This window comes from Pseudomonas sp. Pseusp16 (assembly GCF_047324915.1).
Taxonomy (GTDB): domain Bacteria; phylum Pseudomonadota; class Gammaproteobacteria; order Pseudomonadales; family Pseudomonadaceae; genus Aquipseudomonas; species Aquipseudomonas fluorescens_CD.
On sequence record NZ_CP168522.1, the window covers coordinates 4,523,557 to 4,544,712 of the forward strand.

A 21,156-nucleotide genomic window follows, 5' to 3' on the forward strand; every position below is an offset into this window, starting at 1 on the left:
ACAGCCGGCTCCACAGCAAACGGGGACAAGTCAAAACCGTGGCAAAACAACTATTTGCAGCGGCTTTATGTCGCGCTTCGGGAGCTTTGGAATATTGTTTTCCACAATTTCCCGGATCCCCCTGTAGGAGCGAGCATGCTCGCGAAGAGCGTCGGGATAATGCGGGCATTCAGGTAGCCCGCGTCATCGTTGACGACCATCGCGAGCATGCTCGGCTCCTACAGGAGGCGTGGTGTTCGGGATAAGAAAAAGCCCCGGCGATTGCTCGACGGGGCTGTGGGTATTTCAGAAAGGTATCAGTGCCCGCCGAGGTAGGCGTTGCGCACATCCTCGTTGACCAGCAGCTCCTTGCCGGTGCCGGTCATGCGGATTTCGCCGTTGACCATCACGTACGCCCGGTCCGACAGACGCAAGGCGTGGTTGGCGTTCTGCTCCACCAGGAAGATGGTCATGCCGGTCTTGGCCAGTTCACGCAGGGTCGCGAAGATCTGCTTCACCACGATCGGCGCCAGGCCCAGGCTCGGCTCATCCAGCAGCAGCAACTTGGGCCGGCTCATCAGGGCCCGGGCGATGGCGAGCATCTGCTGCTCGCCGCCGGACATGGTCATCGCCCGCTGGGTACGCCGCTCTTCGAGCCGCGGGAACAGCTCGAACATGCGTTGCATGTCTTCCTTGGCGTACTTGTCACCGATCGGGATAGTGCCCATCAGCAGGTTTTCCTCGACTGTCATGTCGGGGAACACCCGCCGCCCTTCCGGCGACTGCGCGATGCCGTTGGAGGCGATGTAGTGGGACGACTTGTGAGTAATGTCCACGCCCTGATAAAGGATCTGCCCGTCGGCTGCCCGTGGCTGGCCGAAGATCGACATCAGCAGGGTCGACTTGCCGGCACCGTTGGAGCCGATCAGGCTGACAGTTTCGCCTTCCTTGATGTGCAGCGAGACTTTCTTCAAGGCCTGGATCGGCCCGTAAAACACATCCAGTTCCTTGAGTTCGAGGATGGGTTGGCTCATAGCACCACTTCCTCTTCATCGGCGCCCAGGTAGGCCGCAATCACTTTCGGATCGTTACGAATCGCATCGGGGCCGCCCTCGGCGATGACGATGCCGTGGTCCAGCACCACGATGTGGTCGGAAATGCTCATTACCATGCCCATGTCGTGTTCGATCAGCACCACGGTCAGATCGTGCTCGTCGCGCAGCAGCCGGATCATCGCGCTCAGCGCTTCGGTTTCCTGAGGGTTGAGGCCGGCAGCCGGCTCGTCGAGGCAGATGATCTGCGGACGGGTGCACATGGCGCGGGCGATTTCCAGGCGGCGTTGCTGACCGTAGGACAGCTCACCGGCCAGGCGGTTGGCGCAGTCCACCAGATCCACCACTTCCAGCCAGTAGAACGCGTGGTCCAGCGCATCGCTTTCGGCCTTGCGATAGCCCTTGGTGTTGAGGATGCCGGCCAGCATGTTGCGGTTGACCCACATGTGCTGGGCCACCAGCAGGTTTTCCAGCACCGACATTTCCTTGAACAGGCGAATGTTCTGGAAGGTCCGAGCCAGCCCGGCACGGTTCACCAGGTGGGTGCCGCCGAACGCCTTGTAGAACAGCCGACTGGCGAAGGATTTCGGCGAGACGAAATCGGTCGGCTTGAACGATTCGCCCAGCAATTTGATGACGTTGGTCTGCTGACCACGCACATTGAGTTCGATTTTGCCGCCGGTAGCCTTGTAGAACCCGGTCAGGCAGTTGAACACCGTGGTTTTGCCGGCGCCGTTGGGCCCGATCAGGGCGAAGATCGAATTGCGGTGGACTTTCAGGCTGACATCGTTCAACGCCTTGATGCCGCCGAAGTGCATCATCAGCTTTTCGACACTGAGTACGACTTCGCTCATGGCGCTACTCCTTTACGCGGGGTCACACCGGTACGGCTGATCCGAATCAGGCCGCGCGGTCGCCAGATCATCATCAACACCATCAGGATGCCGAACAGCAGCACGCGGTATTCGGCGAAGCCACGCAGCAGTTCCGGAGCCACGGTCAGCACGAATGCCGCAATGACGACGCCTATGGTCGAGCCCATGCCGCCGAGTACCACGATGGCAAGGATCAGCGCCGATTCGAAGAAGGTGAACGACGTCGGGTTGACGAAGCCCTGGTAAGTGGCGAAGAACACCCCGGCCAGACCAGCCGTCGAAGCGCCGATGGTGAACGCCGAGAGCTTGACCAGTACATGGTTCAGGCCCATGGAGCGGCAAGCGATTTCGTCTTCACGCAGCGCTTCCCAGGCACGGCCGACCGGCATGCGGGTCAGGCGGTGCTTGATGTGCAGCACGGCCAGGACCACCAGGAACAACACGGCGTAGATGAAGTAGTACTTCACATCAGGGTTGTAGGCGATGCCGAAGAACTCATGGAACGGCACCCCGCCCTCTTTCGCCCTTTTGCCGAACTCGATGCCGAAGAAGGTTGGCAACGGCGCTGCCATGCCATTCGGGCCGCCGGTCAGGGACAGCCAGTTATTGAGGATCAACCGGATGATTTCACCGAAGCCCAGGGTCACGATCGCCAGGTAGTCACCGTGCAGGCGCAGCACCGGGAAACCGAGGATGCAACCGGCCAGGCCGGCCGTGATCGCCGCCAGCGGCAACACCGTCCAGAAACCCAGCCCCAGGTACTGATAACCGAGCGCCAGGCCGTAGGCGCCGATGGCGTAGAACGCCACGTAACCCAGGTCGAGCAGGCCGGCCAGGCCGACCACGATGTTCAAACCCAGCCCCAGCAATACGTAGATCAGCCCGAGGATAACCACGCCCAGCAGGTAGGAGTTGGAGAAAAACGGGAACACCACGGCGATGGCAATCATCAGCGGGATGATCCAGCGCAACCGGGATTTGTAATCAGGCGCCAGTACATGAACCCCGGAGCCGGTGCTTTCAAAGCCTTCGAGAATTCTCAGGCCCTTTGGGGTTTGCAGGAACAGGCTCAAGGCAAAACGACCGGCCATGACGATAGCGACAATCCAGGCCACCCGGGTCGCTTCCAGGTTGAAGCCATAGCCATCGAGGACGATGCCGACAATCGGGCCGAATACAATCAGGGCCACGAGGCCGGCAAGAATCGCGTCAACCAGGCTTTTTTTGAGATCAATGGTTATTTTAGTGGTTGAAGACATCGCTTACACCTTCGACACAAGAGGACGGCCGAGCAGGCCCTGGGGCCGAAAGACCAGAACGAGAACCAGCAGCGAGAAGCTGAAGACGTCTTTGTAGTCCGAGTTGACCAGACCTGAGAACAGCGACTCGGAGATGCCGAGGATGATCCCGCCGAGCATGGCACCAGGCAGCGAGCCAATCCCGCCGAGCACCGCTGCGGTGAACGCCTTGATGCCGATGACGAAGCCTGCATAGAAGTCGAACGTGCCGTAGTTCATGGTAATCAGCACACCGGCCAGGGCTGCCATCGCTGCACCGATGATGAACACGTAGGAAATGATGCGGTCGGTGTTGATCCCCAGGATCGAGGCCATCTTGCGGTCTTGCTGGGTCGCTCGGCACATGCGGCCGAGCTTGGTGTATTTGATGACATAGGTCAGCAGGCCCATCCCGACAAACGCTGCGACCAGAATGAAGATCTTGGTGTAAGTGAGCTGGACGAAGCCGGTCCCGACTTCTACTCGCCATGCACCCGTCAGCAGTGTCGGAACGCCTTGTTGGCGGGCACCCTGGGCGATCTGTGCATAGTTTTGCAGGATCAGCGAAATCCCGATGGCGCTGATCAGCGGTGCCAGCCGGGTGGAGTTACGCAGGGGTTTGTAGGCAACACGCTCGATGACCCAGCCATACACCGCCGTGACGACGATGGTGAAGATCAGTGTACCGAGCATCAACAGGGGGAAGGATTCAATACCGAAGTATGCCAGCAGAGCCAGACTGATTGCCGCGAGGTAAGCGGAAATCATGTAAACCTCGCCGTGGGCGAAGTTGATCATGCCGATGATGCCATAGACCATTGTGTAGCCGATGGCGATCAGGCCATAGACCGACCCGAGGGTCAGGCCGTTGACCAGTTGCTGCAGGAAAATACCATCCATAACGCAATCTCACGCAATGAGAACCTGCACATGTGGCTGTGCGGTTCTTCTAAGGAAAATACAGATTTACGTCGGAGCAATGTCAGCCACGATCAGGCAGCCCATCACCGCCCCCTGTAGGAGCTGGCTTGCCAGCGAAAGCGGTGTATCAGCCAACATTGATGTCGACTGATCTGGCGCATTCGCGGGCAAGCCCGCTCCTACAAGGGATCAGTGGGCTCAGCCGATCAGGTCAGCCCTTACTTCTGTTTTTCCAGTTGGTGGTATTTGCCGTCCTTGTCCCACTGGTAAACCACGTAGTCGGAGACTTTCAGGTCGCCCTTGCTGTCCCAGGTCTTCTCGCCCATGACGGTCTTGACCGGGTTGGCTTTCAGCCATTTGGCAGCGTCTTCGCCCTTGTTGGACTTGGCGCCATTGAAGGCTGCGGCCAGGGTCTGAACCGAGGCGTAGGCGTACAGGGTGTAGCCTTCAGGTTCGGTGCCGGCCTTGCGGAAGGCGTCTACCACGGTCTTGCTGTCTGGCAGCAGACGTGGGTCGGCGCCGAAGGTCATCAGTACGCCATCAACGTTCTGTGGGCCACCGGCGGTGGTCACCAGTTCGTCCGTCACGATGCCGTCATCGGACATGAACTTGACGTCCTTGAGGCCCTGTTCACGCAGTTGCCGAACCAGTGGACCGGCTTCCGGGTGCAAGCCGCCGAAGTAGACCACGTCGGCACCGGCCGCACGGATCTTGGTGACGACGGCGCTGAAGTCTTTCTCGCCGCGGGTCAGACCCTCGTACAGCACCGGCTTCACGCCGCGTTTTTCCAGCTGAGCCTTGGTTGCGTCCGCCAGGCCCTGACCGTAGGTGTCCTTGTCGTGCAGTACGGCGACTTTCTTGCCCTTGAGCACGTCGACGACATAGTCGCCTGCCACGATACCTTGCTGGTCGTCACGCCCGCACATGCGGAACATGGCACTCAGGCCGCGCTCGGTCACCTTGGGGTTGGTGGAACCCGGGGTGATCGTGATGATGCCGGCTTCGTCGTAGATCTCGGAAGCAGGGATGGTGGACGAGGAACAGAAGTGACCTACTACGCCAGCGACTTTCTTTTCGGTCAGGTCCTTGGCGACCGTCACAGCCTGTTTCGGTTCGCAGGCATCATCGCCCTTGACCAGTACGATTTTTTCCCCGTTCACGCCGCCCGCTGCGTTCACCGCATCGGCCGCTGCCTGTGCACCCTTCATGTACTGCTCGCCAAATGCCGCGTTGGCGCCTGTCATCGGGCCCGCCACACCGATTTTCACGTCAGCTTGTGCAAATGCAGAAACACCCAGCGCAGTTGCCACTGCGAGAGCCAGAAAGCCTTTCTTGTAAAACGTATGGGACATGAGGTGGTGCTCCATGGTTTTTTTTTAATTGGCACTGCGACTTCACTGAATGCTCAGAGCAAGGGCCGTGCCATCGGTTTTTTATTCTGAAAAAAGTCGCTGCTTTCTTGTTATTTCGACTGTTTCGGGCCCATTTTCATTGGGCGTGCAACCGTCTAAACCGCGGAAGGTAAAACCATTATTTTTTTGAGGCGCAACCCGCCTGCGCCATCATTGCAACCGCGGCATTAAACGACGTGCAACCAGCCTGTAACAACGTGCGTCACCGAAGTGCACACTGCTGGTGCGGGGACTGCTACAACCCGCACCATTGACAGGCTAGCTGCAGATCGAAAAAGCGCCGCTTCCCGCTGCAAAAATCAACATTCAGATCACGATCCGCAGGCACTGGCCTGCGTGATACAGCGAGAATCCCGCCTCATACAGACAGCTGCGCAACCCCACCCCGGCCAGTGGCTGCATGGGGGCAAAGGGGATCGGTAGCGCTTGAGGATTTCCGTTACACAGGTAGTCGGCAAAGGCCTTGCCGACCACCGTCCCCGTGGTCACGCCCCGCCCGTTGTAACCGGTGACGGCCACCAGACCGGGCGCAGGTTCGAACAGGCGCATCAAATGATCGGGGGTGAAGGCGATGCGACCGGTCCAGGTGCACTCCCACTCCACCGGCTTGAGGTACGGGAAATAGTGTCGTTGTACCCGATCGGCCCAGGCCTTGAGAAACCAGGCCGGTTTCTGATTGCCATTACCGAGGCTACCCAGCAGCAGCCTTCCGTCTTTATCCCGACGGATGCTGCTCAGGACCTGGCGGGTGTCCCAGGAACCCTGGCCGCCGGGAAGAATCTGCCGGGCGGCCTCTTCGGTCAGCGGGACCGAGGCCACCTGATAGTAATAACCGGGGAAAAAATTGCGTCGCAGCTCCGTCCAGTCGCCTTCGGTGTAGGCATTGGAGGCAATCACCACTTTCTCGGCCATGACCGAACCCTGGGCGGTTTGCACTGACCAGCGCTGACCCTGGCGTTCGAGCCGGGTGACCGGAGAATGATCGAACAACTGCCCGCCCAGACCGATGGCCGCCTTGGCCAGCCCGGTGGTGTAGGCCATCGGGTTAAGCGTGCCGGCACGGCGATCGAGCAGCGCGGCGGCAATCTTTTGGGTGCCCGTGGCCTGCTCGCAAGCCTGACCGGTCAACAATTCCACCGGCGCCCCGCGGCGTTTCCATTGCTCTTCACGACTGCGCAAGTCGGCCTCGCCACGGGCGTTGTGCGCCATGTGCAGCGTGCCCTCGCGGCGCAGCTGGCAATCGATGTCGTACTTGTCCACCAGGCTGAACACCAGGGATGGCGCCGCGCCCAGCATGCGGTTGAGCTGGCTGCCGACTTGCGTGCCGAACCCGGCTTCGATCTCGTCCGGGGGAATCCACATCCCGGCATTGACCAGCCCGACGTTGCGCCCCGAACCACCGTGGCCGGCGCGATGGGCCTCCAGTACACAAACGGTCTTGCCTTGCTCCAGCAGATGCACCGCCGCCGACAAACCGGTAAAACCGGCGCCGATGACGCAGACATCCACCGTGACCTCACCCTTGAGGGCCGAATTGTCCGGCCTTTGCGGCGTCAGTTTTTCCCACAGACACTCTTCGCGTAACGGCATTGCCAGACTCCAACAGAAACCTAACCAACACACCATTCAACTGTAGGAGCAGCCGGTCGACGCTCGATTGCTCGCGATGGACGCCAACGATAACGCGTGCTTGCTGCATAAACGCGTTGCCTTGACGTTTTTCGCGAGCAAGCTCGCTCCTACAGGGGATCACCGATCAGTCGAACGTGATGCCCTGCGCCAACGGCAACTCCAGCGAATAGTTCACGGTGTTGGTCTGGCGGCGCATGTAGCCGCGCCATGCATCGGAGCCGGATTCACGACCACCGCCGGTTTCTTTCTCGCCACCGAATGCGCCGCCGATTTCCGCGCCGCTCGGGCCGATGTTGACGTTGGCGATGCCGCAGTCGCTGCCCACCGCCGACATGAACTGCTCGGCTTCACGCACGTCGGTGGTGAAGATGCACGAGGACAGGCCTTGTGGCACGGCGTTGTTCAGGCGCAGGGCCTCCTGGAAATCGCTGTAACCGACCACGTACAGGATCGGGGCGAAGGTTTCGTGGCAGACCACGTCGCTCTGCTCCGGCATTTCGACGATGGCCGGCGACACGTAGTAGGCATTCGGGAATTTGTCTTCCAGCTGACGCTGGCCGCCGAACACCCGACCGCCTTCGCTCAGGGCCTGTTCCAGCGCGTCCTGCATGTTGTCGAAGCTTTGCTTGTCGATCAGCGGACCGACCAGATTGCCTTCCAGCGGATGGCCGATGCGTACTTTCGAGTACGCGGCTTTCAGGCGAGTGACGATTTCTTCTTTCACCGACTCATGCGCAATCAGGCGACGCAGGGTGGTGCAGCGCTGACCGGCGGTGCCCACGGCGCTGAACAGGATCGCGCGAACGGCCATGTCCAGGTCGGCGCTCGGGCCGAGGATCATCGCGTTGTTGCCGCCCAATTCCAGAATGCTGCGGGCGAAGCGTGCGGCGATTTTCGGCGCCACTTCGCGCCCCATGCGGGTGCTGCCGGTAGCGCTGACCAACGCGACACGCGGGTCATCGACCAGCGCTTCGCCAGCATCGCGACCGCCGATGATGACCTGGCTCAGGTGTGCAGGTGCATCGCTGAAGTTCTTCAGCACGCGGTCGAACAGCGCCTGACAGGCCAGGGCGGTCAGCGGGGTTTTTTCCGACGGTTTCCAGATCACCGGATTACCGCAGACCAGCGCCAGCGTGGCGTTCCAGGCCCAGACCGCTACCGGGAAGTTGAAGGCGCTGATCACCCCGACGACGCCCAGCGGATGCCAGGTTTCGCGCATGTGGTGGCCTGGACGCTCGGAAGCGATGGTCAAGCCGTACAACTGGCGGGACAGGCCGACGGCGAAATCGCAGATGTCGATCATTTCCTGAACTTCACCCAGTCCTTCCTGAGTGATCTTGCCGGCTTCCCAGGAAACCAGTTCGCCGAGGTCGGCCTTGTATTCGCGCAGAATGTCGCCCAGTTGACGCACCAATTCGCCACGGCGCGGTGCCGGGACTTTACGCCACAGTTCGAACGCATGATCTGCGCGACTGATGTGCTGCTCGACTTCAGCCGCGCCTTCCCAGTTCACGGCGGCGATCCTGCTGCCATCGATCGGCGAATGCACCGGCACTTTGCCGTTCTGGTACAGGGCCGGATTCACACCTAGACGATCAAGCAATGCGGCAACCATGGGTCACTCCTCAAGCAAAAGACAGAACACGTGCAGCCGGAAAATCACGGCTGATCAGACCTGTAGTTTTAGCTGCCCGGAGGTTACTCAACAAACGACCTTTAAGAGAGATATCATTCCGTTTATTCATGCTGTGCATTGCTGGCAATAAGAAACAAGAACCAAGGACCGCCCATGCTGAATAAACGCTACTTGCCATCGATCGCTGCGTTGCAGTGCTTCGAAGCCGTCACCCGGCACTTGAGCTTCACCCGGGCCGCCGAAGAGCTGAACCTGACCCAAAGCGCCGTGAGCAAACAGGTCGCGCAACTCGAAGAGTTGTTGCAGCACCTGCTGTTTCGCCGGGTGCGCCGCCGCCTGCAGATGACGCCGGCTGGCGATCTGTACCTGGTTGAGGTGCGAAAAATCCTCACTCAGGTCGAGATGTCGACCCATTACCTGCGTTCCTACGGTGGCGAAACAGAAGTCCTGCGGGTTTCGACGCCCCCCACCTTCGGCGCGCGCTGGCTGGTGCCGCGCCTGAAAGGCTGGCGCTTGCGGCACCCGTCGATCCACCTGGACCTGTGCAGCGAGCAGGAAGCCGACGATCTGCTGCAAGGTCGCAGCGACCTGGCGTTCTACTTCGGCCAGGGCTCACGGCCCGGTACCGAATGCCTGAAGCTGTTCGGCGAAGAGTTGGTGCCGGTGTGCGCCCCCGGCAGCCTGCCGGACACGCCATTTACCGATCCGACGCAACTGACCGACCTGGTCCTGCTGCAAAACGCTTCCCGCCCCCAGGCCTGGCATGACTGGTTCGACCACCAGGGCTACCACACCGAGCACAGCTACCACGGCCCGCGTTTCGAAACCTTCTACATGTGCATCCGCGCCGCCCAGGTTGGCTGCGGCGTGGCGCTGCTGCCACGGTTTCTGGTGGAAGAGGAACTGGCCGACGGCAAGCTGGTCATTCCCTGGCAGCATGCAATGCCCAGCAGCGATGCCTATTACCTGGCATACCCGGAGCACTCGGCGGAAGTGCCCAAGGTGCGGGACTTTGTGAAGTGGATGCTGGAGCAGATCGATAGCCCGGAGATCTCGCAAATTTAGCGTTGCACGCTGTACCTGTGGGAGCGGCGGTGCGGCGATCCGACTTGCTCGCGAAAGCGGTGTGTCAGTCACCGTAAATGTTGAACGAGAAGCCGCCTTCGCGAGCAAGCCCGCTCCCACAGGGTTCTGTTGCGAACCAAAAAATTGCTGGCAATCCCTGCCACCGATATGCGCCACTAGCGCCATTGATCAATACCGCTGCAACGCTGGAGATTCCCGTTATGAGCGAGAGTGTGTTTGCCGATCGCATCGTGCAGAACCTGCTCGACACCGACTTCTACAAACTGACGATGATGCAGGCGGTGCTGCACAACTACCCGAACGTCGAAGTCGAATGGGAGTTTCGTTGCCGTAACAGCGAGGACTTGCGCCCCTACCTGGCGGAAATCCGTTTCCAGATCGAGCGCTTGGCCGAGTTGAGCCTGAGCGCCGATCAATTGAGCTTTCTGGAGCGCATCAGCTTCCTGAAGCCGGATTTCCTGCGTTTCCTCGGGTTGTTTCGCTTCAACCTGCGCTATATCCACACCGGCATCGAAAACGGTCAGCTGTTTATCCGCCTGCGGGGCCCCTGGCTGCATGTGATCCTGTTCGAAGTACCGCTGCTGGCGCTGGTCAGCGAGGTGCGCAACCGCTATCGCTACCGCGAAGTCGTGCTGGAGCGGGCCCGCGAGCAGCTCTACCGCAAGTTCGACTGGCTGAGCGCCAACGCCAGCAGTGATGAATTGTCCGAATTGCAGGTGGCCGACTTCGGCACCCGCCGTCGCTTCTCGTATCGCGTGCAGGAAGAAGTGGTGAATGTGCTCAAGCACGATTTCCCCGGACGCTTCGTCGGCACCAGCAACGTGCACCTGTCCCGGGAGCTGGACATGAAACCGCTGGGCACCATGGCCCACGAATGGATCATGGCGCACCAGCAACTCGGCCCACGGCTGATTGACAGCCAGATCGCCGCACTCGATTGCTGGGTCCGCGAATACCGTGGCCTGCTGGGGATCGCCCTGACCGACTGCATCACCATGGACGCCTTTCTCGGCGATTTCGATCTGTTTTTCGCCAAGCTTTTCGACGGTTTGCGCCACGACTCGGGCGATCCGGTGGTCTGGGCGGAAAAAGCCATTGCCCACTATCACAAGCTCGGCATCGACCCGATGAGCAAGACGCTGACCTTCTCCGACAGCCTGACCCTGCCCAAGGCCCTGGAGATATTCCGGGCGTTGCGCGGTCGGATCAATGTCAGCTTCGGCATCGGCACCAACCTGACCTGTGATATTCCGGGTGTCGAACCGATGAGCATCGTGCTTAAAATGAGCGCCTGCAACGACCAGCCGGTGGCAAAGATTTCCGACGAGCCAGGCAAGACGCACTGCAAAGACCCGAATTTCGTCGCTTACTTGCGACACGTTTTCCAAGTACCTGCCGCCCTTTCAAGTACATCAAGCAAGGAGTGAATTCATGCAAGCCGTACAGCGTGAGATTGCTGAACAGCTCAAGGTCCAGCCGCCATTCGCCGACGAAGCCGCCCTCGAGGCCGAAGTCGCCCGGCGGGTGACCTTCATCCAGGACTGCCTGGTCAACTCCGGGCTCAAGACCCTGGTATTGGGCATCAGTGGCGGTGTCGACTCCCTGACCGCTGGCCTGCTGGCCCAACGTGCCATCCGTGAACTGCGCCAGCGCAGCGGTGATGCCGCCTACAAATTCATCGCCGTGCGCCTGCCCTACGAAACCCAGTTCGATGAGCACGACGCCCAGGCTTCGGTGGATTTCATCAAGCCGGACGAGCGCCACACCGTGAACATCGGCCCGGCGGTCAAATCCCTGGCCAATGAAGTGGCGGCCTTTGAAGGCAAACATGCGGTGTCGGTGGATTTCGTGCTCGGCAACACCAAGGCGCGCATGCGCATGGTCGCCCAGTACACCATCGCCGGCGCGACCCATGGACTGGTGATCGGCACCGATCACGCGGCAGAAGCGGTGATGGGTTTCTTCACCAAGTTCGGTGACGGCGCCTGCGACCTGGCGCCACTGAGTGGCCTGGTGAAAAACCAGGTCCGCGCCATCGCCCGCAGCTTCGGCGCGCCGGAGTCGCTGGTGGAGAAAGTCCCGACCGCCGACCTTGAAGACCTGTCGCCCGGCAAACCGGACGAAGCTTCCCACGGCGTGACCTATGCCGAGATCGATGCGTTCCTGCACGGCAATCCGGTGCGCGAGGAAGCATTCAGGATCATTTGCGACACCTACAACAAGACCCATCACAAGCGCGTGATGCCGTTTGCACCTTGAGGTGTGAGTGAATGAAAAAGCCCGCTGAAGTGTTGAGCTTCAGCGGGCTTTTTCTTTGGCCAGAACATGCGTTGATGCTTCTGGCCCCTTCGCGAGCAAGCCCGCTCCCACAGGTACTGTGTTGTCCCTGTGGGAGCGGGCTTGCTCGCGAAGAACGATGACGCGGTGTGCCTGATTACTTCAGGGTCACGGTACCTTTCATCATCGAGATGTGGCCCGGGAACGAGCAGAAGAAACCGTATTTTTCAGCGGCATCCAGCTTCGACACGTCGAAGGTCACCGAGTCGGTTTCATTGGCGCCGATGATCTTGGTGTGGGCGATCACGCGGGCGTCGCCTTCCTTCAGGTAGTTCTTGTCGATGCCGGCGCTCAGGCCGTCGGTGGCGATCGGCTGCATGTCGGCTTCTTTGCTCAGCACCCAGTTATGGCCCATGACGTTCTTCGGCAAGCTGCCGGAGTGCTTGAGTTCCACGGTAAACGTCTTACAGCTCTTGTCGATTTCAATGGCCTTCGTGTCGAAAGACATCTGGTCAGTGGAGTCGACGGTGACTTTGCACTCTGCAGCCATCAATTGGCTGCTGGCCAGTGTCAGCAGGGATACCGCAACAAGTTTGGCAAACATGGTGAATCTCCAAGGCAGGGTTAGCAGAAATGCGAATGGACAGAAGACTGCCTGAAAACTTCGCAAGTTCATATGACTTGAATCAAAAATTGTATACAACTTTCGGGCTATGGGCACGATGCAAACAATCTACCGGCCAGGCGTCTGGTCCGGCCCTATCATCAGGCCGTCCCCCCCTCTCCACCCAAAAAAGCCGGAGCACTGATCATGTCCATCAACAGCCTGTTGTGCAGTTTGCTCGCCGCCTACGCCTGCGGCGCCAGCGGAACGTACGAAACGCCGAAACACGAAGTCTAGCCCTTGGAGGGCCGTGCGCATGCCTTTACTCTGTGGCCCTGATCGACCAAGGAGCAAGGCATGTCTTTAACATCCGTTTGTGTATTTTGTGGTGCCAGCACCGGCACCAACCCGGCTTACCGTGAAGCAGCCGTGGCTCTTGGCCGGGCTTTGGCCGAACGCAAGCTGACCCTGGTGTACGGCGGTGGCGCCGTGGGCCTGATGGGCATTGTCGCTGATGCGGCCCTGGCGGCCGGCGGTGAAGTGATCGGCATCATCCCGCAAAGCCTCAAGGACAAGGAAATCGGCCACAGCGGCCTGACTCGCCTGGAAGTCGTTGATGGCATGCACGCGCGCAAGGCCCGGATGGCCGAGCTCAGTGATGCCTTTATCGCGCTGCCCGGTGGCCTTGGCACCCTCGAAGAACTGTTCGAAGTCTGGACCTGGGGCCAGCTCGGCTACCACGGCAAACCGTTGGGTTTGCTGGAGGTGAACGGTTTCTACAGCAAATTGACGTCTTTTCTCGATCACATCGTCGGCGAAGGCTTCGTTCGCGGGCAGCACCGTGACATGCTGCAAGTGAGCGAGTCGCCGCAAACCCTGCTCGATGCCCTGGATGCCTGGCAACCGTCCATAGCGCCAAAATGGGCCGAGCAAAAACCCAGCTAACGGCTCGACACCGATACAGGGCAGAATATGCGCCGCTCAACCTCACCTTCGACCCCAGAGGATCGCCCATGGCCAAACCTAATTACTCCTTCGCCAAACGTCAGAGAGACTTGGCCAAGGAGCAGAAGAAAGAGGAAAAGCTTCAGCGCAAGAAAGCTACAGCTGAAGAAGCTGCCCTGAACCCTGAGGGTGAAGTGGCGGCAGAAGATGATGTTGATGCACCGAAAGACTCGGCGCCCGACGCCTGAGAACCTCCGGGCCGGTTGATCTGATCCGGCCCACCGGATCTGTGTCCGTGTAGGAGCGAGCTTGCTCGCGAAGATATCGAAGACAGCGCGTTTTTCCAGACAGGACGCGTCATCGTTGACGTCCATCGCGAGCAAGCTCGCTCCTACAGGGTGGATCGTTGTTATTCCAGTGGCATCACCGTTACCCGAACTTCCGGGTCGTGGTTCCCTCCTCCCAGTATTACCCCCCGCAATGGCGACACATCGGAAAAATCCCGGCCCCAGGCCAGGGTGATGTGCTCCAGCGCCGGTTGCACATTGTTGGTCGGGTCGAAATCCACCCACCCCAGCACCGGGCAAAACACCGATACCCAGGCGTGAGACGCATCAGCACCAATCAGCCGTGGCTGGCCCGGCGGTGGCTGGGTCAGCAAATAGCCGCTGATGTACCGTGCCGCCAACCCACGGGAGCGCACGCAAGCGAGCATCAGGTGAGCAAAGTCCTGACAGACCCCGCGTCGGCGCTCCAGCACCTCTACCAGCGGCGTCGCCACCTGTGTCGCTTCGGCATCGAAGGTGAACTCGCTGAAGATTTTCTCCATCAGCGCCTGCACGCCGAGTAGCAACGGTCGACCCGCCGGGAAGCAACTTTCGGAAAACTCCACGAAGTTTTTCTTCAAATGCACATACGGCGATTCAAACCGGTATCGGCAGGCTTCCAGCAATTGAGGCGACAGCGGCTGGCTGCTGTAGGTCAGCGCACTTCGTGTGCCTTCCCACGCCGGAGACCGGCTGAAGTCCGACACAGGTCGGGGCAACACTTCGATCGTGAGGCTGGCGTTGACCAGCAGTTCATCGTGGGGACGCTCGAACGCCAGCCGGGTCAGCGGGTTGCCGAATACATCCAGTTCATCGCGACGCGAGGTCGGCTGCGGACTGATCTGCAACTGCCGGTCGGTGCAGCGCTGCCATTCACAAGGCCGCGGCCACAAATGCGCCAGTTGCTGGGCCAGGGACACCGGGCTGTCGTAGTGATAATGGGTGTCGTGGAAAATCTGGTAGTGAGCGCTCATCAGACGGACACCGTGCGCTGGCTGACATCGTCGACATGGGCGAAGTGTCGCAGCGCCAGGCGATCGGAAACCTGCCCGCTGGCGTCAGCGATCTCTTGCAGCAGCGCGGCCAGCCCCTCGATGGCGGCGCGAACACTCGCGTCACCGAACAGCGGGTTTTCCAGGCAGCCCAGATCGAATCGCGCCAGACGCTCGACCAATTGCGGCAGTGCGGCTTCGCGCGGCACCGCAAAGTCATCATTGAGGCGCTTGAGGGTGCGCGTCACCAGTTTCAACTGGAACAACACGGCGTGAGGGTTCTGCTCGTCGAGCAACAACAGGTCGAGCACCGGGATCAGCTGCGCCACCGCCAGGTAGCGAGAACGGTAGGTGATACTGCTGTTGCCCAGTTCCAGCAACCATTCCAGCCCGGCCTGATCGAAAGCCCCGGCACCCCGCAGGAACGCCGCCAGGCTGCCGCTGAGAAATTGCAGTCGCTCGAGCCGCCGGCCAATCATCAGGAAACGCCAGCCTTCGTCCCGGGTCATGTCATCCAGGGCAAAGCCGGACAGCGCCGCCAGGGACATCACCAGACGGTTGAGGAAGTCCAGCAACTCGCCGAAATCCGGCTCTTCGGTTTCCAGCTCCATGGCTTCACGCTGCAATTCCACCAGCGCCTGCCAGTTTTCCCGCGAGAGCTTGCCGCGCACCTGCGAAGCCGCCCACTGCAAGCGTTGCAGGTTGGAACGCAGGCTGAACGGCCAGTCATCGCCGAGCAGCGCCGCCAACAGACGTTCCGGCAATTCACCCTCATCGGGCAGCAGCATCAGCCGCTCGCCCAGATCCACCGCCGCCTGCAGGGCTTGCGGGTCGTCGCCATCGACATAGCGCGCCAGCACGATGCGCAGCAAACGGGCACTGTCGTCGCAACGTTCGCAGTAACGACCGAACCAGAACAGGTTTTCCACCACCCGCGACGGCAGGTACGGATCACGCCGCACCAGGTCATGCACACCGATGTTGCGTTGGGCCTTCCATTGTTCGCCGCTGGGCGCACGATCGCCCAGCACCCAGGTGTCCTTGCTGGCGCCGCCGCGCTGCATCGACACCACTTCGGCATCGGCCTGGGCGGCGACCCGGGTCAAGCCACCGGGCAGCACCCGATATCCCTCGCGGCTGGCGACCGCATACACGCGCATGCCGATGGCACGAGGTTGCAACTGACCGTCTTCGGCTTGCCAGATCGGCGCCTGAGACAATTGCGCAAGTTCTTGCGCCACATAAGCGTATGGCCGTGCCTGCATGCGCTCGGCGAGCTCCTGGCGCTGTTTTTCACTCAAGTCACGGCCAAATACCGGTGCAAAGCTCTGGGACGGAAACGCCGGCTTGATCAGCAGTTCCGGCAGTTTTTCCAGGGCCTGGGCCAATACCGGCGCCTCGCCGCACCACCAGGTGGCGATGGACGGCAGGATCAGTTCTTCGCCGAACAGGAATTGATTGATCTTCGGCAGGAAACCCAACAGACCGGGCGACTCCAGCACACCGCTGCCCAGAGCGTTGGCCACCAGCACCCGCCCCTGCCGCACAGCCTCAAGCAGCCCCGGCACCCCCAGGGCCGAGTCGGTACGCAGCTCCAGCGGGTCGCAGAAATCATCGTCGAGCCGGCGCATGATCGCGTGGACCCGGCGCAGGCCACTGAGGGTCTTCAGGTAGACCGTGGCGTCGCGCACCGTCAGGTCGCCGCCCTCCACCAGTGGGTAGCCAAGCTGTCGAGCGAGGTACAGATGTTCAAAATAGCTTTCGTTGAAACGCCCCGGCGTCAGTAGCACGACCAGTGGCGCGTCCCCGTCACTCGGGGCCTGACGAGCCAGCGTTTCCTGCAAGGTGCGGAAGAACCCGGCCAGGTGTTGCACTTTCAGATCGCGGTACAACTCGGGAAAGGCCCGGGACACAATCGTGCGGTTTTCCAGCGCATACCCGGCACCCGAAGGCGCCTGGGTACGATCCGCCGTGACCCACCAGCGGCCATCGGGTGTGCGCGCCAGATCCACGGCATACAGATGCAGAAAGACCCCGTCAGGCGGGCTGATGCCCTGACAGGGCCAAAGAAAATTATTGTGACCGAACACCAGTTCCGCCGGCAGCAACCCCTCGGCAATCAGGCGCTGTGGCCCGTACAGGTCAGCCAGCACGGCATTGAGCAACCTGGCCCGTTGTGCGATGCCGACCGCCAGGCGCTCCCACTCATCATCAGCGATGATATGCGGCAGCAGGTCCAGCTCCCATGGCCGGTCAGCGCCCTTGGGATCGGCATAAACGTTATAGGTAACGCCGTTTTCCTGAATCTGCCGGGTCAGCAGGGCCTGACGCTGCACCAATTGCGCCGGCGTGCTGCGTTGCAACTGCTCGAACAGCCGGCGCCAGTGCGGGCGCACGGCGCCACAGTCGTCGAGCAGTTCATGATAGGTGCCCGCCGTCAGCGGGTAGCGGTCTAGCAGGTCAGGCATGGAAAGCTCGGCAGACAGCAATGAATGGTCAGACTAACGCAGGCTCGTGACGCCCGGATATACGAAAAATCCGAGCGTCGCGCACGGTTCAGAAACGTCGCAAATCGAGTGTCATCGGTAGCTCGTCGTTAATTTCCATGTTGGGTACAGGAAGCTTCCCTGGCGTGTGTCCGATACGGAAGAAACGCGCCATGCGCCGGCTCTCGGCCTCGTTGGCATTGACCGGCAAGCTGTCGTAATTGCGCCCGCCCGGATGAGCGACGTGGTACTGGCAGCCGCCCAGCGATCGCTGCATCCAGGTATCGAGCAGGTCAAATACCAGCGGCGCATGGACCGGGATGGTCGGTTGCAGGCAGTTGGCCGGTTGCCAGGCTCGAAAGCGTACGCCGGCCACGAACTCGCCGACCCGCCCCGTGGGCTGCAACGGCACCGGGATACCATTACAGGTCAGCAGATATCGCTGGGGCGGCAAGCCGCTGAGCTTGACCTGCAAACGCTCCAGCGACGAATCCACGTAACGCACCGTACCGCCCATGGCGCCCTCTTCACCCAGCACGTGCCAGGGCTCGAGCGCCTGGCGCAGTTCCAGCGCGATACCACTGACGGCGTAATCGCCAACCTTGGGAAAACGGAACTCCAGATGCGCGGCGAACCATTCGGCCCGCACCGGATAACCGGCGGCGTTGAGGTCGACGATGACATCGGCGAAGTCTTGCTCGATAAAGTGCGGCAACAGGAAGCGATCGTGCAGCTCCGTGCTCCAGCGCGCCAGTTTCTGCGGTGCATAGGGCTCGCGCCAGAACCGCGCCACCAGCGCCCGCAGCAACAACTGTTGCGCCAGGCTCATGCGGGCGTGGGGCGGCATCTCGAACGCACGCAGCTCCAGCAATCCGAGACGTCCGGTGGCACCGTCCGGCGAATAGAGTTTGTCGATGCAGAACTCGGCGCGGTGGGTGTTGCCGGTCACATCGATCAGCAGGTTGCGCAGCAGTCGATCCACCAGCCATGGCGGACATTCCTCACCCGCTTCAGGCATTTGCGCGAAGGCAATTTCCAGTTCGTACAAGGCATCGTTGCGTGCTTCGTCGACCCGCGGTGCCTGGGACGTCGGGCCGATGAACAATCCGGAAAACAGGTAGGACAGCGACGGATGGTTGTGCCAGTAGCTGATCAGGCTGCGCAGCAGATCCGGGCGACGCAGAAACGGCGAGTCCCCCGGGGTCGCGCCACCCAGCACGAAATGGTTACCGCCTCCCGTACCGGTGTGCCGACCGTCGATCATGAATTTCTCAGTGGTCAGCCGGGTCTGGCGCGCTTCTTCGTAAAGGAATTCAGTGCGCTCGACCAATTCATCCCAGGTTGCGGACGGCTGCACGTTGACTTCGATCACCCCCGGATCCGGGGTGATACGGAAGTTGCTCAGGCGTGGATCGCTCGGCGGCTCGTAGCCCTCCAGCAATACCGGGCACATCAGCTCTTCAGCGGTGGCTTCGATGGCAGCGACCAGTTCGAGGTAATCCTCGACCCGCTCCAGCGGTGGCATGAACAGGTACAAACGGCCTTCCCGCGCCTCGGCGCAGAACGCCGTGCGGGTCAGCCAGTCGGCGGATTCATCGATCTTCGGTACGCGCTCCTGCACCTCGGCAGTCTCGCCCCGGCTTTGCAGTTGCGCGGTGTCGGGCAGCGGCGGGAAATCCTGATTCGGGTCTCGCGGATGAATAAACGGATATTCCGCCGCTTTCACCCACGGCTGCGAACCCAGCGGCAAGCGATAACCCAGCGGCGAGTCCCCCGGCACCAGTCGGCAGTGCTCATCGCGCAGATACCAGCGGCCGCTCTGCCACTGATCGCCCTTGGCGGTGCGCGCCAGCGGAAGGACCTGGCCGATGACCTTGTCCAGGCCTTGACTGAAGACCTTGCGCAGACGCGCACGCTCCAAAGGCTCTTCCAGGCGCGAATCTTCGGCGCTGACGTTTTGCGGCAACATCCCTTCGCGCCAGAGGTAATAAAAATTGTCTTCGTAGGCTGGAAACACAAAGCGTGTCGGAATGTTCAAACGCTCGGCCACGCTTGCCAGAAAACGCCCGGCCAGTGCGCCATCGACACCGTAGTCTTCCTGTTCATCGGCGATCAGCGCGCTGTTGTGCCAGATCGGCACGCCGTCACGGCGCCAATAGCAATTGAGCGACCAGCGCGGCAGTTGCTCGCCGGGGTACCACTTGCCCTGCCCGAAATGCACCAGCCCCCTGGGCGCGTAGTGTCTACGCAGGCGCTGGAACAGCTCGGCGGACAGCCGCCGTTTATCCGGCCCCAGTGCCGTGGTGTTCCACTCGGCGCCGTCCGGGTCATCAATGGACACGAAGGTCGGCTCGCCGCCCATGGTCAGGCGCACATCGCCTTCCAGCAAATCGGCATCGATCTGTCGGCCCAGGGCTTGAATCGCCAGCCATTGGTCGTCGGTGTAGGGCTTGGTGACCCGTGGTGCTTCCCAAACCCGCTCCACAGACATTTCGTGGCTGAATTCACACTCGCACGGTTCCACCAGGCCACTGATCGGCGCCGCAGAGGACGGATCGGGACTACAGGCCAACGGAATATGTCCTTCACCGGCAAACAGCCCGGAGGTCGCATCCAGGCCGATCCAGCCGGCACCGGGCAAGTACACCTCGCACCAGGCGTGCAGGTCAGTGAAATCCACTTCGGTGCCGGACGGGCCGTCAAGACTTTTGACATCGGCGGTCAGCTGGATCAGGTAGCCCGATACGAAACGCGCCGCCAGTCCCAGGTTGCGCAACAGTTGCACCAGCAACCAGGCGGAATCGCGGCACGAACCGGAGGCCTGTTCGAGGGTGTGTTCAGGTGTTTGTACGCCGGGCTCCATGCGAATCAGGTAGTCGATGTCTTCGCTCAGGCGCTGGTTGAGCGCGACGAGAAAATCCACGGCAGGCAACGGCGTGCGGTCGATGCCGTCCAGATAGGCCTTGAACTTCGGCGTCAGGGGCAGGGTTTCCAGGTACGGCGCCAGTTCCTTGCGCTCGTCGGCGGCATAGGTAAAAGGGATTTTTTCCGCGTAGGGCTCAAGGAAGAAATCAAACGGATTGAAGATCGCCATCTCAGCCAGCAGGTCGACTTCGATCCGCAGCTCTTCAGTCTTCTCCGGGAACACCAGCCGCGCCAGATAATTGCCTTGAGGATCCTGCTGCCAGTTGATGAAGTGCTGCTCGGGCGAGACTTTCAGCGAATAGGACAGAATCCGCGTGCGGCTGTGAGCGGCGGGACGCAGGCGAACAATCTGCGGGCCAAGCTCGACAGCGCGGTCATAGCGGTAATGCGTGACATGGTGCAATGCGACATGAATCGACACGGCGTGCCTCCTGCGAGCCTTGAGCGTTTTGGAAAGCGCGCAAGACTTATGCCATCCAGCAACGCTGGCGCTTTCCTCGGTTGCCTGAGGCAGTACAGCACCAAAATCGGGCGATGCGCAGAATTGGCTTGCAAGAGTTGCACGTATTTGTGGCGTTCAGTTGCATAGTCGCCGCCAAACCCGGCCTCTTCGCGAGCAAGCCCGCTCCCACAGGGGGGAATGCATTTCATTGTGGGAGCGGGCTTGCTCGCGAAGAGGCCAGTTGCCACACCCCACTTTCAGGCTGTGATACAGCTTTTACTCCTCCAGA

The 21,156-nt window shown here is 60.8% G+C and carries 16 protein-coding genes; 5 read left to right on the forward strand and 11 right to left on the reverse strand.

Annotated features, from left to right (window positions below):
• Positions 1-296 precede the first annotated feature (296 nt).
• The 7 genes from ACEN8Q_RS20580 to ACEN8Q_RS20610 all read right to left on the reverse strand — a co-directional run bounded on the left by ACEN8Q_RS20580 (position 297) and on the right by ACEN8Q_RS20610 (position 8,763).
• Entirely contained in the window at positions 297-1,013 is a 717-nt protein-coding gene (locus ACEN8Q_RS20580; RefSeq protein ID WP_008016858.1) for an ABC transporter ATP-binding protein, read from the reverse strand.
• Positions 1,010-1,885 (reverse strand): ATP-binding cassette domain-containing protein, encoded by an 876-nt coding sequence (locus tag ACEN8Q_RS20585; RefSeq protein ID WP_111284314.1) that lies wholly within the window; start codon positions 1,883-1,885, stop codon positions 1,010-1,012. The genes ACEN8Q_RS20580 and ACEN8Q_RS20585 overlap by 4 nt, the downstream gene beginning before the upstream one ends.
• Positions 1,882-3,165 (reverse strand): high-affinity branched-chain amino acid ABC transporter permease LivM, encoded by a 1,284-nt coding sequence (gene livM / locus ACEN8Q_RS20590; RefSeq protein WP_413425376.1) that lies wholly within the window; start codon positions 3,163-3,165, stop codon positions 1,882-1,884. Before livM ends, ACEN8Q_RS20585 begins: the two co-directional genes overlap by 4 nt.
• A gap of 3 nt (positions 3,166-3,168) precedes the next feature.
• The gene (locus ACEN8Q_RS20595) at positions 3,169-4,083 is read right to left on the reverse strand and encodes an ABC transporter permease subunit (RefSeq protein ID WP_008001868.1); all 915 of its coding nucleotides are present in this window, start codon (positions 4,081-4,083) and stop codon (positions 3,169-3,171) included.
• Between the two features lie 239 nt (positions 4,084-4,322).
• Positions 4,323-5,456, reverse strand: coding sequence for an ABC transporter substrate-binding protein (locus ACEN8Q_RS20600; RefSeq protein ID WP_111284308.1), 1,134 nt, complete (start codon positions 5,454-5,456; stop codon positions 4,323-4,325).
• 366 nt (positions 5,457-5,822) lie between these two features.
• Positions 5,823-7,106, reverse strand: a complete 1,284-nt coding sequence (locus tag ACEN8Q_RS20605) for an NAD(P)/FAD-dependent oxidoreductase (RefSeq protein ID WP_413425379.1) — start codon at positions 7,104-7,106, stop codon at positions 5,823-5,825.
• A gap of 166 nt (positions 7,107-7,272) precedes the next feature.
• On the reverse strand, positions 7,273-8,763 hold the full coding sequence (locus tag ACEN8Q_RS20610) for an aldehyde dehydrogenase family protein (RefSeq protein ID WP_413425381.1): 1,491 nt from the start codon (positions 8,761-8,763) through the stop codon (positions 7,273-7,275).
• A 174-nt stretch (positions 8,764-8,937) separates the two neighbouring features.
• On the opposite strand from ACEN8Q_RS20610, the gene ACEN8Q_RS20615 reads away from it, so the two are divergent.
• The 3 genes from ACEN8Q_RS20615 to nadE all read left to right on the forward strand — a co-directional run bounded on the left by ACEN8Q_RS20615 (position 8,938) and on the right by nadE (position 12,129).
• Complete coding sequence (locus tag ACEN8Q_RS20615; protein ID WP_413425383.1) at positions 8,938-9,849, forward strand: LysR family transcriptional regulator; 912 nt, start codon at positions 8,938-8,940, stop codon at positions 9,847-9,849.
• A gap of 221 nt (positions 9,850-10,070) precedes the next feature.
• Positions 10,071-11,297, forward strand: coding sequence for a nicotinate phosphoribosyltransferase (pncB, locus tag ACEN8Q_RS20620; RefSeq protein WP_413425385.1), 1,227 nt, complete (start codon positions 10,071-10,073; stop codon positions 11,295-11,297).
• Positions 11,298-11,301: 4 nt separating this feature from the next.
• Positions 11,302-12,129, forward strand: coding sequence for an ammonia-dependent NAD(+) synthetase (nadE, locus tag ACEN8Q_RS20625; RefSeq protein ID WP_413425387.1), 828 nt, complete (start codon positions 11,302-11,304; stop codon positions 12,127-12,129).
• A gap of 175 nt (positions 12,130-12,304) precedes the next feature.
• Here nadE and azu read toward each other — a convergent pair whose 3' ends face one another.
• Entirely contained in the window at positions 12,305-12,751 is a 447-nt protein-coding gene (azu, locus tag ACEN8Q_RS20630) for an azurin (protein WP_008016873.1), read from the reverse strand.
• Positions 12,752-13,108: 357 nt separating this feature from the next.
• On the opposite strand from azu, the gene ACEN8Q_RS20635 reads away from it, so the two are divergent.
• Together ACEN8Q_RS20635 and ACEN8Q_RS20640 are read left to right on the forward strand one after the other, a co-directional pair.
• Positions 13,109-13,696 (forward strand): TIGR00730 family Rossman fold protein, encoded by a 588-nt coding sequence (locus tag ACEN8Q_RS20635; RefSeq protein ID WP_057397746.1) that lies wholly within the window; start codon positions 13,109-13,111, stop codon positions 13,694-13,696.
• Positions 13,697-13,764: 68 nt separating this feature from the next.
• Positions 13,765-13,944 (forward strand): hypothetical protein, encoded by a 180-nt coding sequence (locus ACEN8Q_RS20640; RefSeq protein ID WP_007973286.1) that lies wholly within the window; start codon positions 13,765-13,767, stop codon positions 13,942-13,944.
• Positions 13,945-14,105: 161 nt separating this feature from the next.
• On the opposite strand, the gene ACEN8Q_RS20645 is transcribed toward ACEN8Q_RS20640, so the two are convergent.
• The 3 genes from ACEN8Q_RS20645 to ACEN8Q_RS20655 all read right to left on the reverse strand — a co-directional run bounded on the left by ACEN8Q_RS20645 (position 14,106) and on the right by ACEN8Q_RS20655 (position 20,846).
• Positions 14,106-14,996 (reverse strand): transglutaminase family protein, encoded by an 891-nt coding sequence (locus ACEN8Q_RS20645; RefSeq protein ID WP_413425393.1) that lies wholly within the window; start codon positions 14,994-14,996, stop codon positions 14,106-14,108.
• The gene (locus ACEN8Q_RS20650) at positions 14,996-17,482 is read right to left on the reverse strand and encodes a circularly permuted type 2 ATP-grasp protein (RefSeq protein ID WP_413703668.1); all 2,487 of its coding nucleotides are present in this window, start codon (positions 17,480-17,482) and stop codon (positions 14,996-14,998) included. The genes ACEN8Q_RS20645 and ACEN8Q_RS20650 overlap by 1 nt, the downstream gene beginning before the upstream one ends.
• Positions 17,483-17,570: 88 nt before the next feature.
• Complete coding sequence (locus tag ACEN8Q_RS20655) at positions 17,571-20,846, reverse strand: DUF2126 domain-containing protein (protein WP_413703669.1); 3,276 nt, start codon at positions 20,844-20,846, stop codon at positions 17,571-17,573.
• Positions 20,847-21,156 lie beyond the last annotated feature (310 nt).

Coding starts and splice junctions, on each gene's coding strand:
- livM (WP_413425376.1), bottom strand. CDS start 3,165: ATGTCTTCAACCACTAAAATAACCATTGATCTCAAAAAAAGCCTGGTT.
- pncB (WP_413425385.1), top strand. CDS start 10,071: ATGAGCGAGAGTGTGTTTGCCGATCGCATCGTGCAGAACCTGCTCGAC.
- ACEN8Q_RS20650 (WP_413703668.1), bottom strand. CDS start 17,482: ATGCCTGACCTGCTAGACCGCTACCCGCTGACGGCGGGCACCTATCAT.
- ACEN8Q_RS20635 (WP_057397746.1), top strand. CDS start 13,109: ATGTCTTTAACATCCGTTTGTGTATTTTGTGGTGCCAGCACCGGCACC.
- azu (WP_008016873.1), bottom strand. CDS start 12,751: ATGTTTGCCAAACTTGTTGCGGTATCCCTGCTGACACTGGCCAGCAGC.
- ACEN8Q_RS20610 (WP_413425381.1), bottom strand. CDS start 8,763: ATGGTTGCCGCATTGCTTGATCGTCTAGGTGTGAATCCGGCCCTGTAC.
- ACEN8Q_RS20580 (WP_008016858.1), bottom strand. CDS start 1,013: ATGAGCCAACCCATCCTCGAACTCAAGGAACTGGATGTGTTTTACGGG.
- ACEN8Q_RS20615 (WP_413425383.1), top strand. CDS start 8,938: ATGCTGAATAAACGCTACTTGCCATCGATCGCTGCGTTGCAGTGCTTC.
- ACEN8Q_RS20605 (WP_413425379.1), bottom strand. CDS start 7,106: ATGCCGTTACGCGAAGAGTGTCTGTGGGAAAAACTGACGCCGCAAAGG.
- ACEN8Q_RS20645 (WP_413425393.1), bottom strand. CDS start 14,996: ATGAGCGCTCACTACCAGATTTTCCACGACACCCATTATCACTACGAC.
- ACEN8Q_RS20640 (WP_007973286.1), top strand. CDS start 13,765: ATGGCCAAACCTAATTACTCCTTCGCCAAACGTCAGAGAGACTTGGCC.
- ACEN8Q_RS20595 (WP_008001868.1), bottom strand. CDS start 4,083: ATGGATGGTATTTTCCTGCAGCAACTGGTCAACGGCCTGACCCTCGGG.
- ACEN8Q_RS20600 (WP_111284308.1), bottom strand. CDS start 5,456: ATGTCCCATACGTTTTACAAGAAAGGCTTTCTGGCTCTCGCAGTGGCA.
- nadE (WP_413425387.1), top strand. CDS start 11,302: ATGCAAGCCGTACAGCGTGAGATTGCTGAACAGCTCAAGGTCCAGCCG.
- ACEN8Q_RS20585 (WP_111284314.1), bottom strand. CDS start 1,885: ATGAGCGAAGTCGTACTCAGTGTCGAAAAGCTGATGATGCACTTCGGC.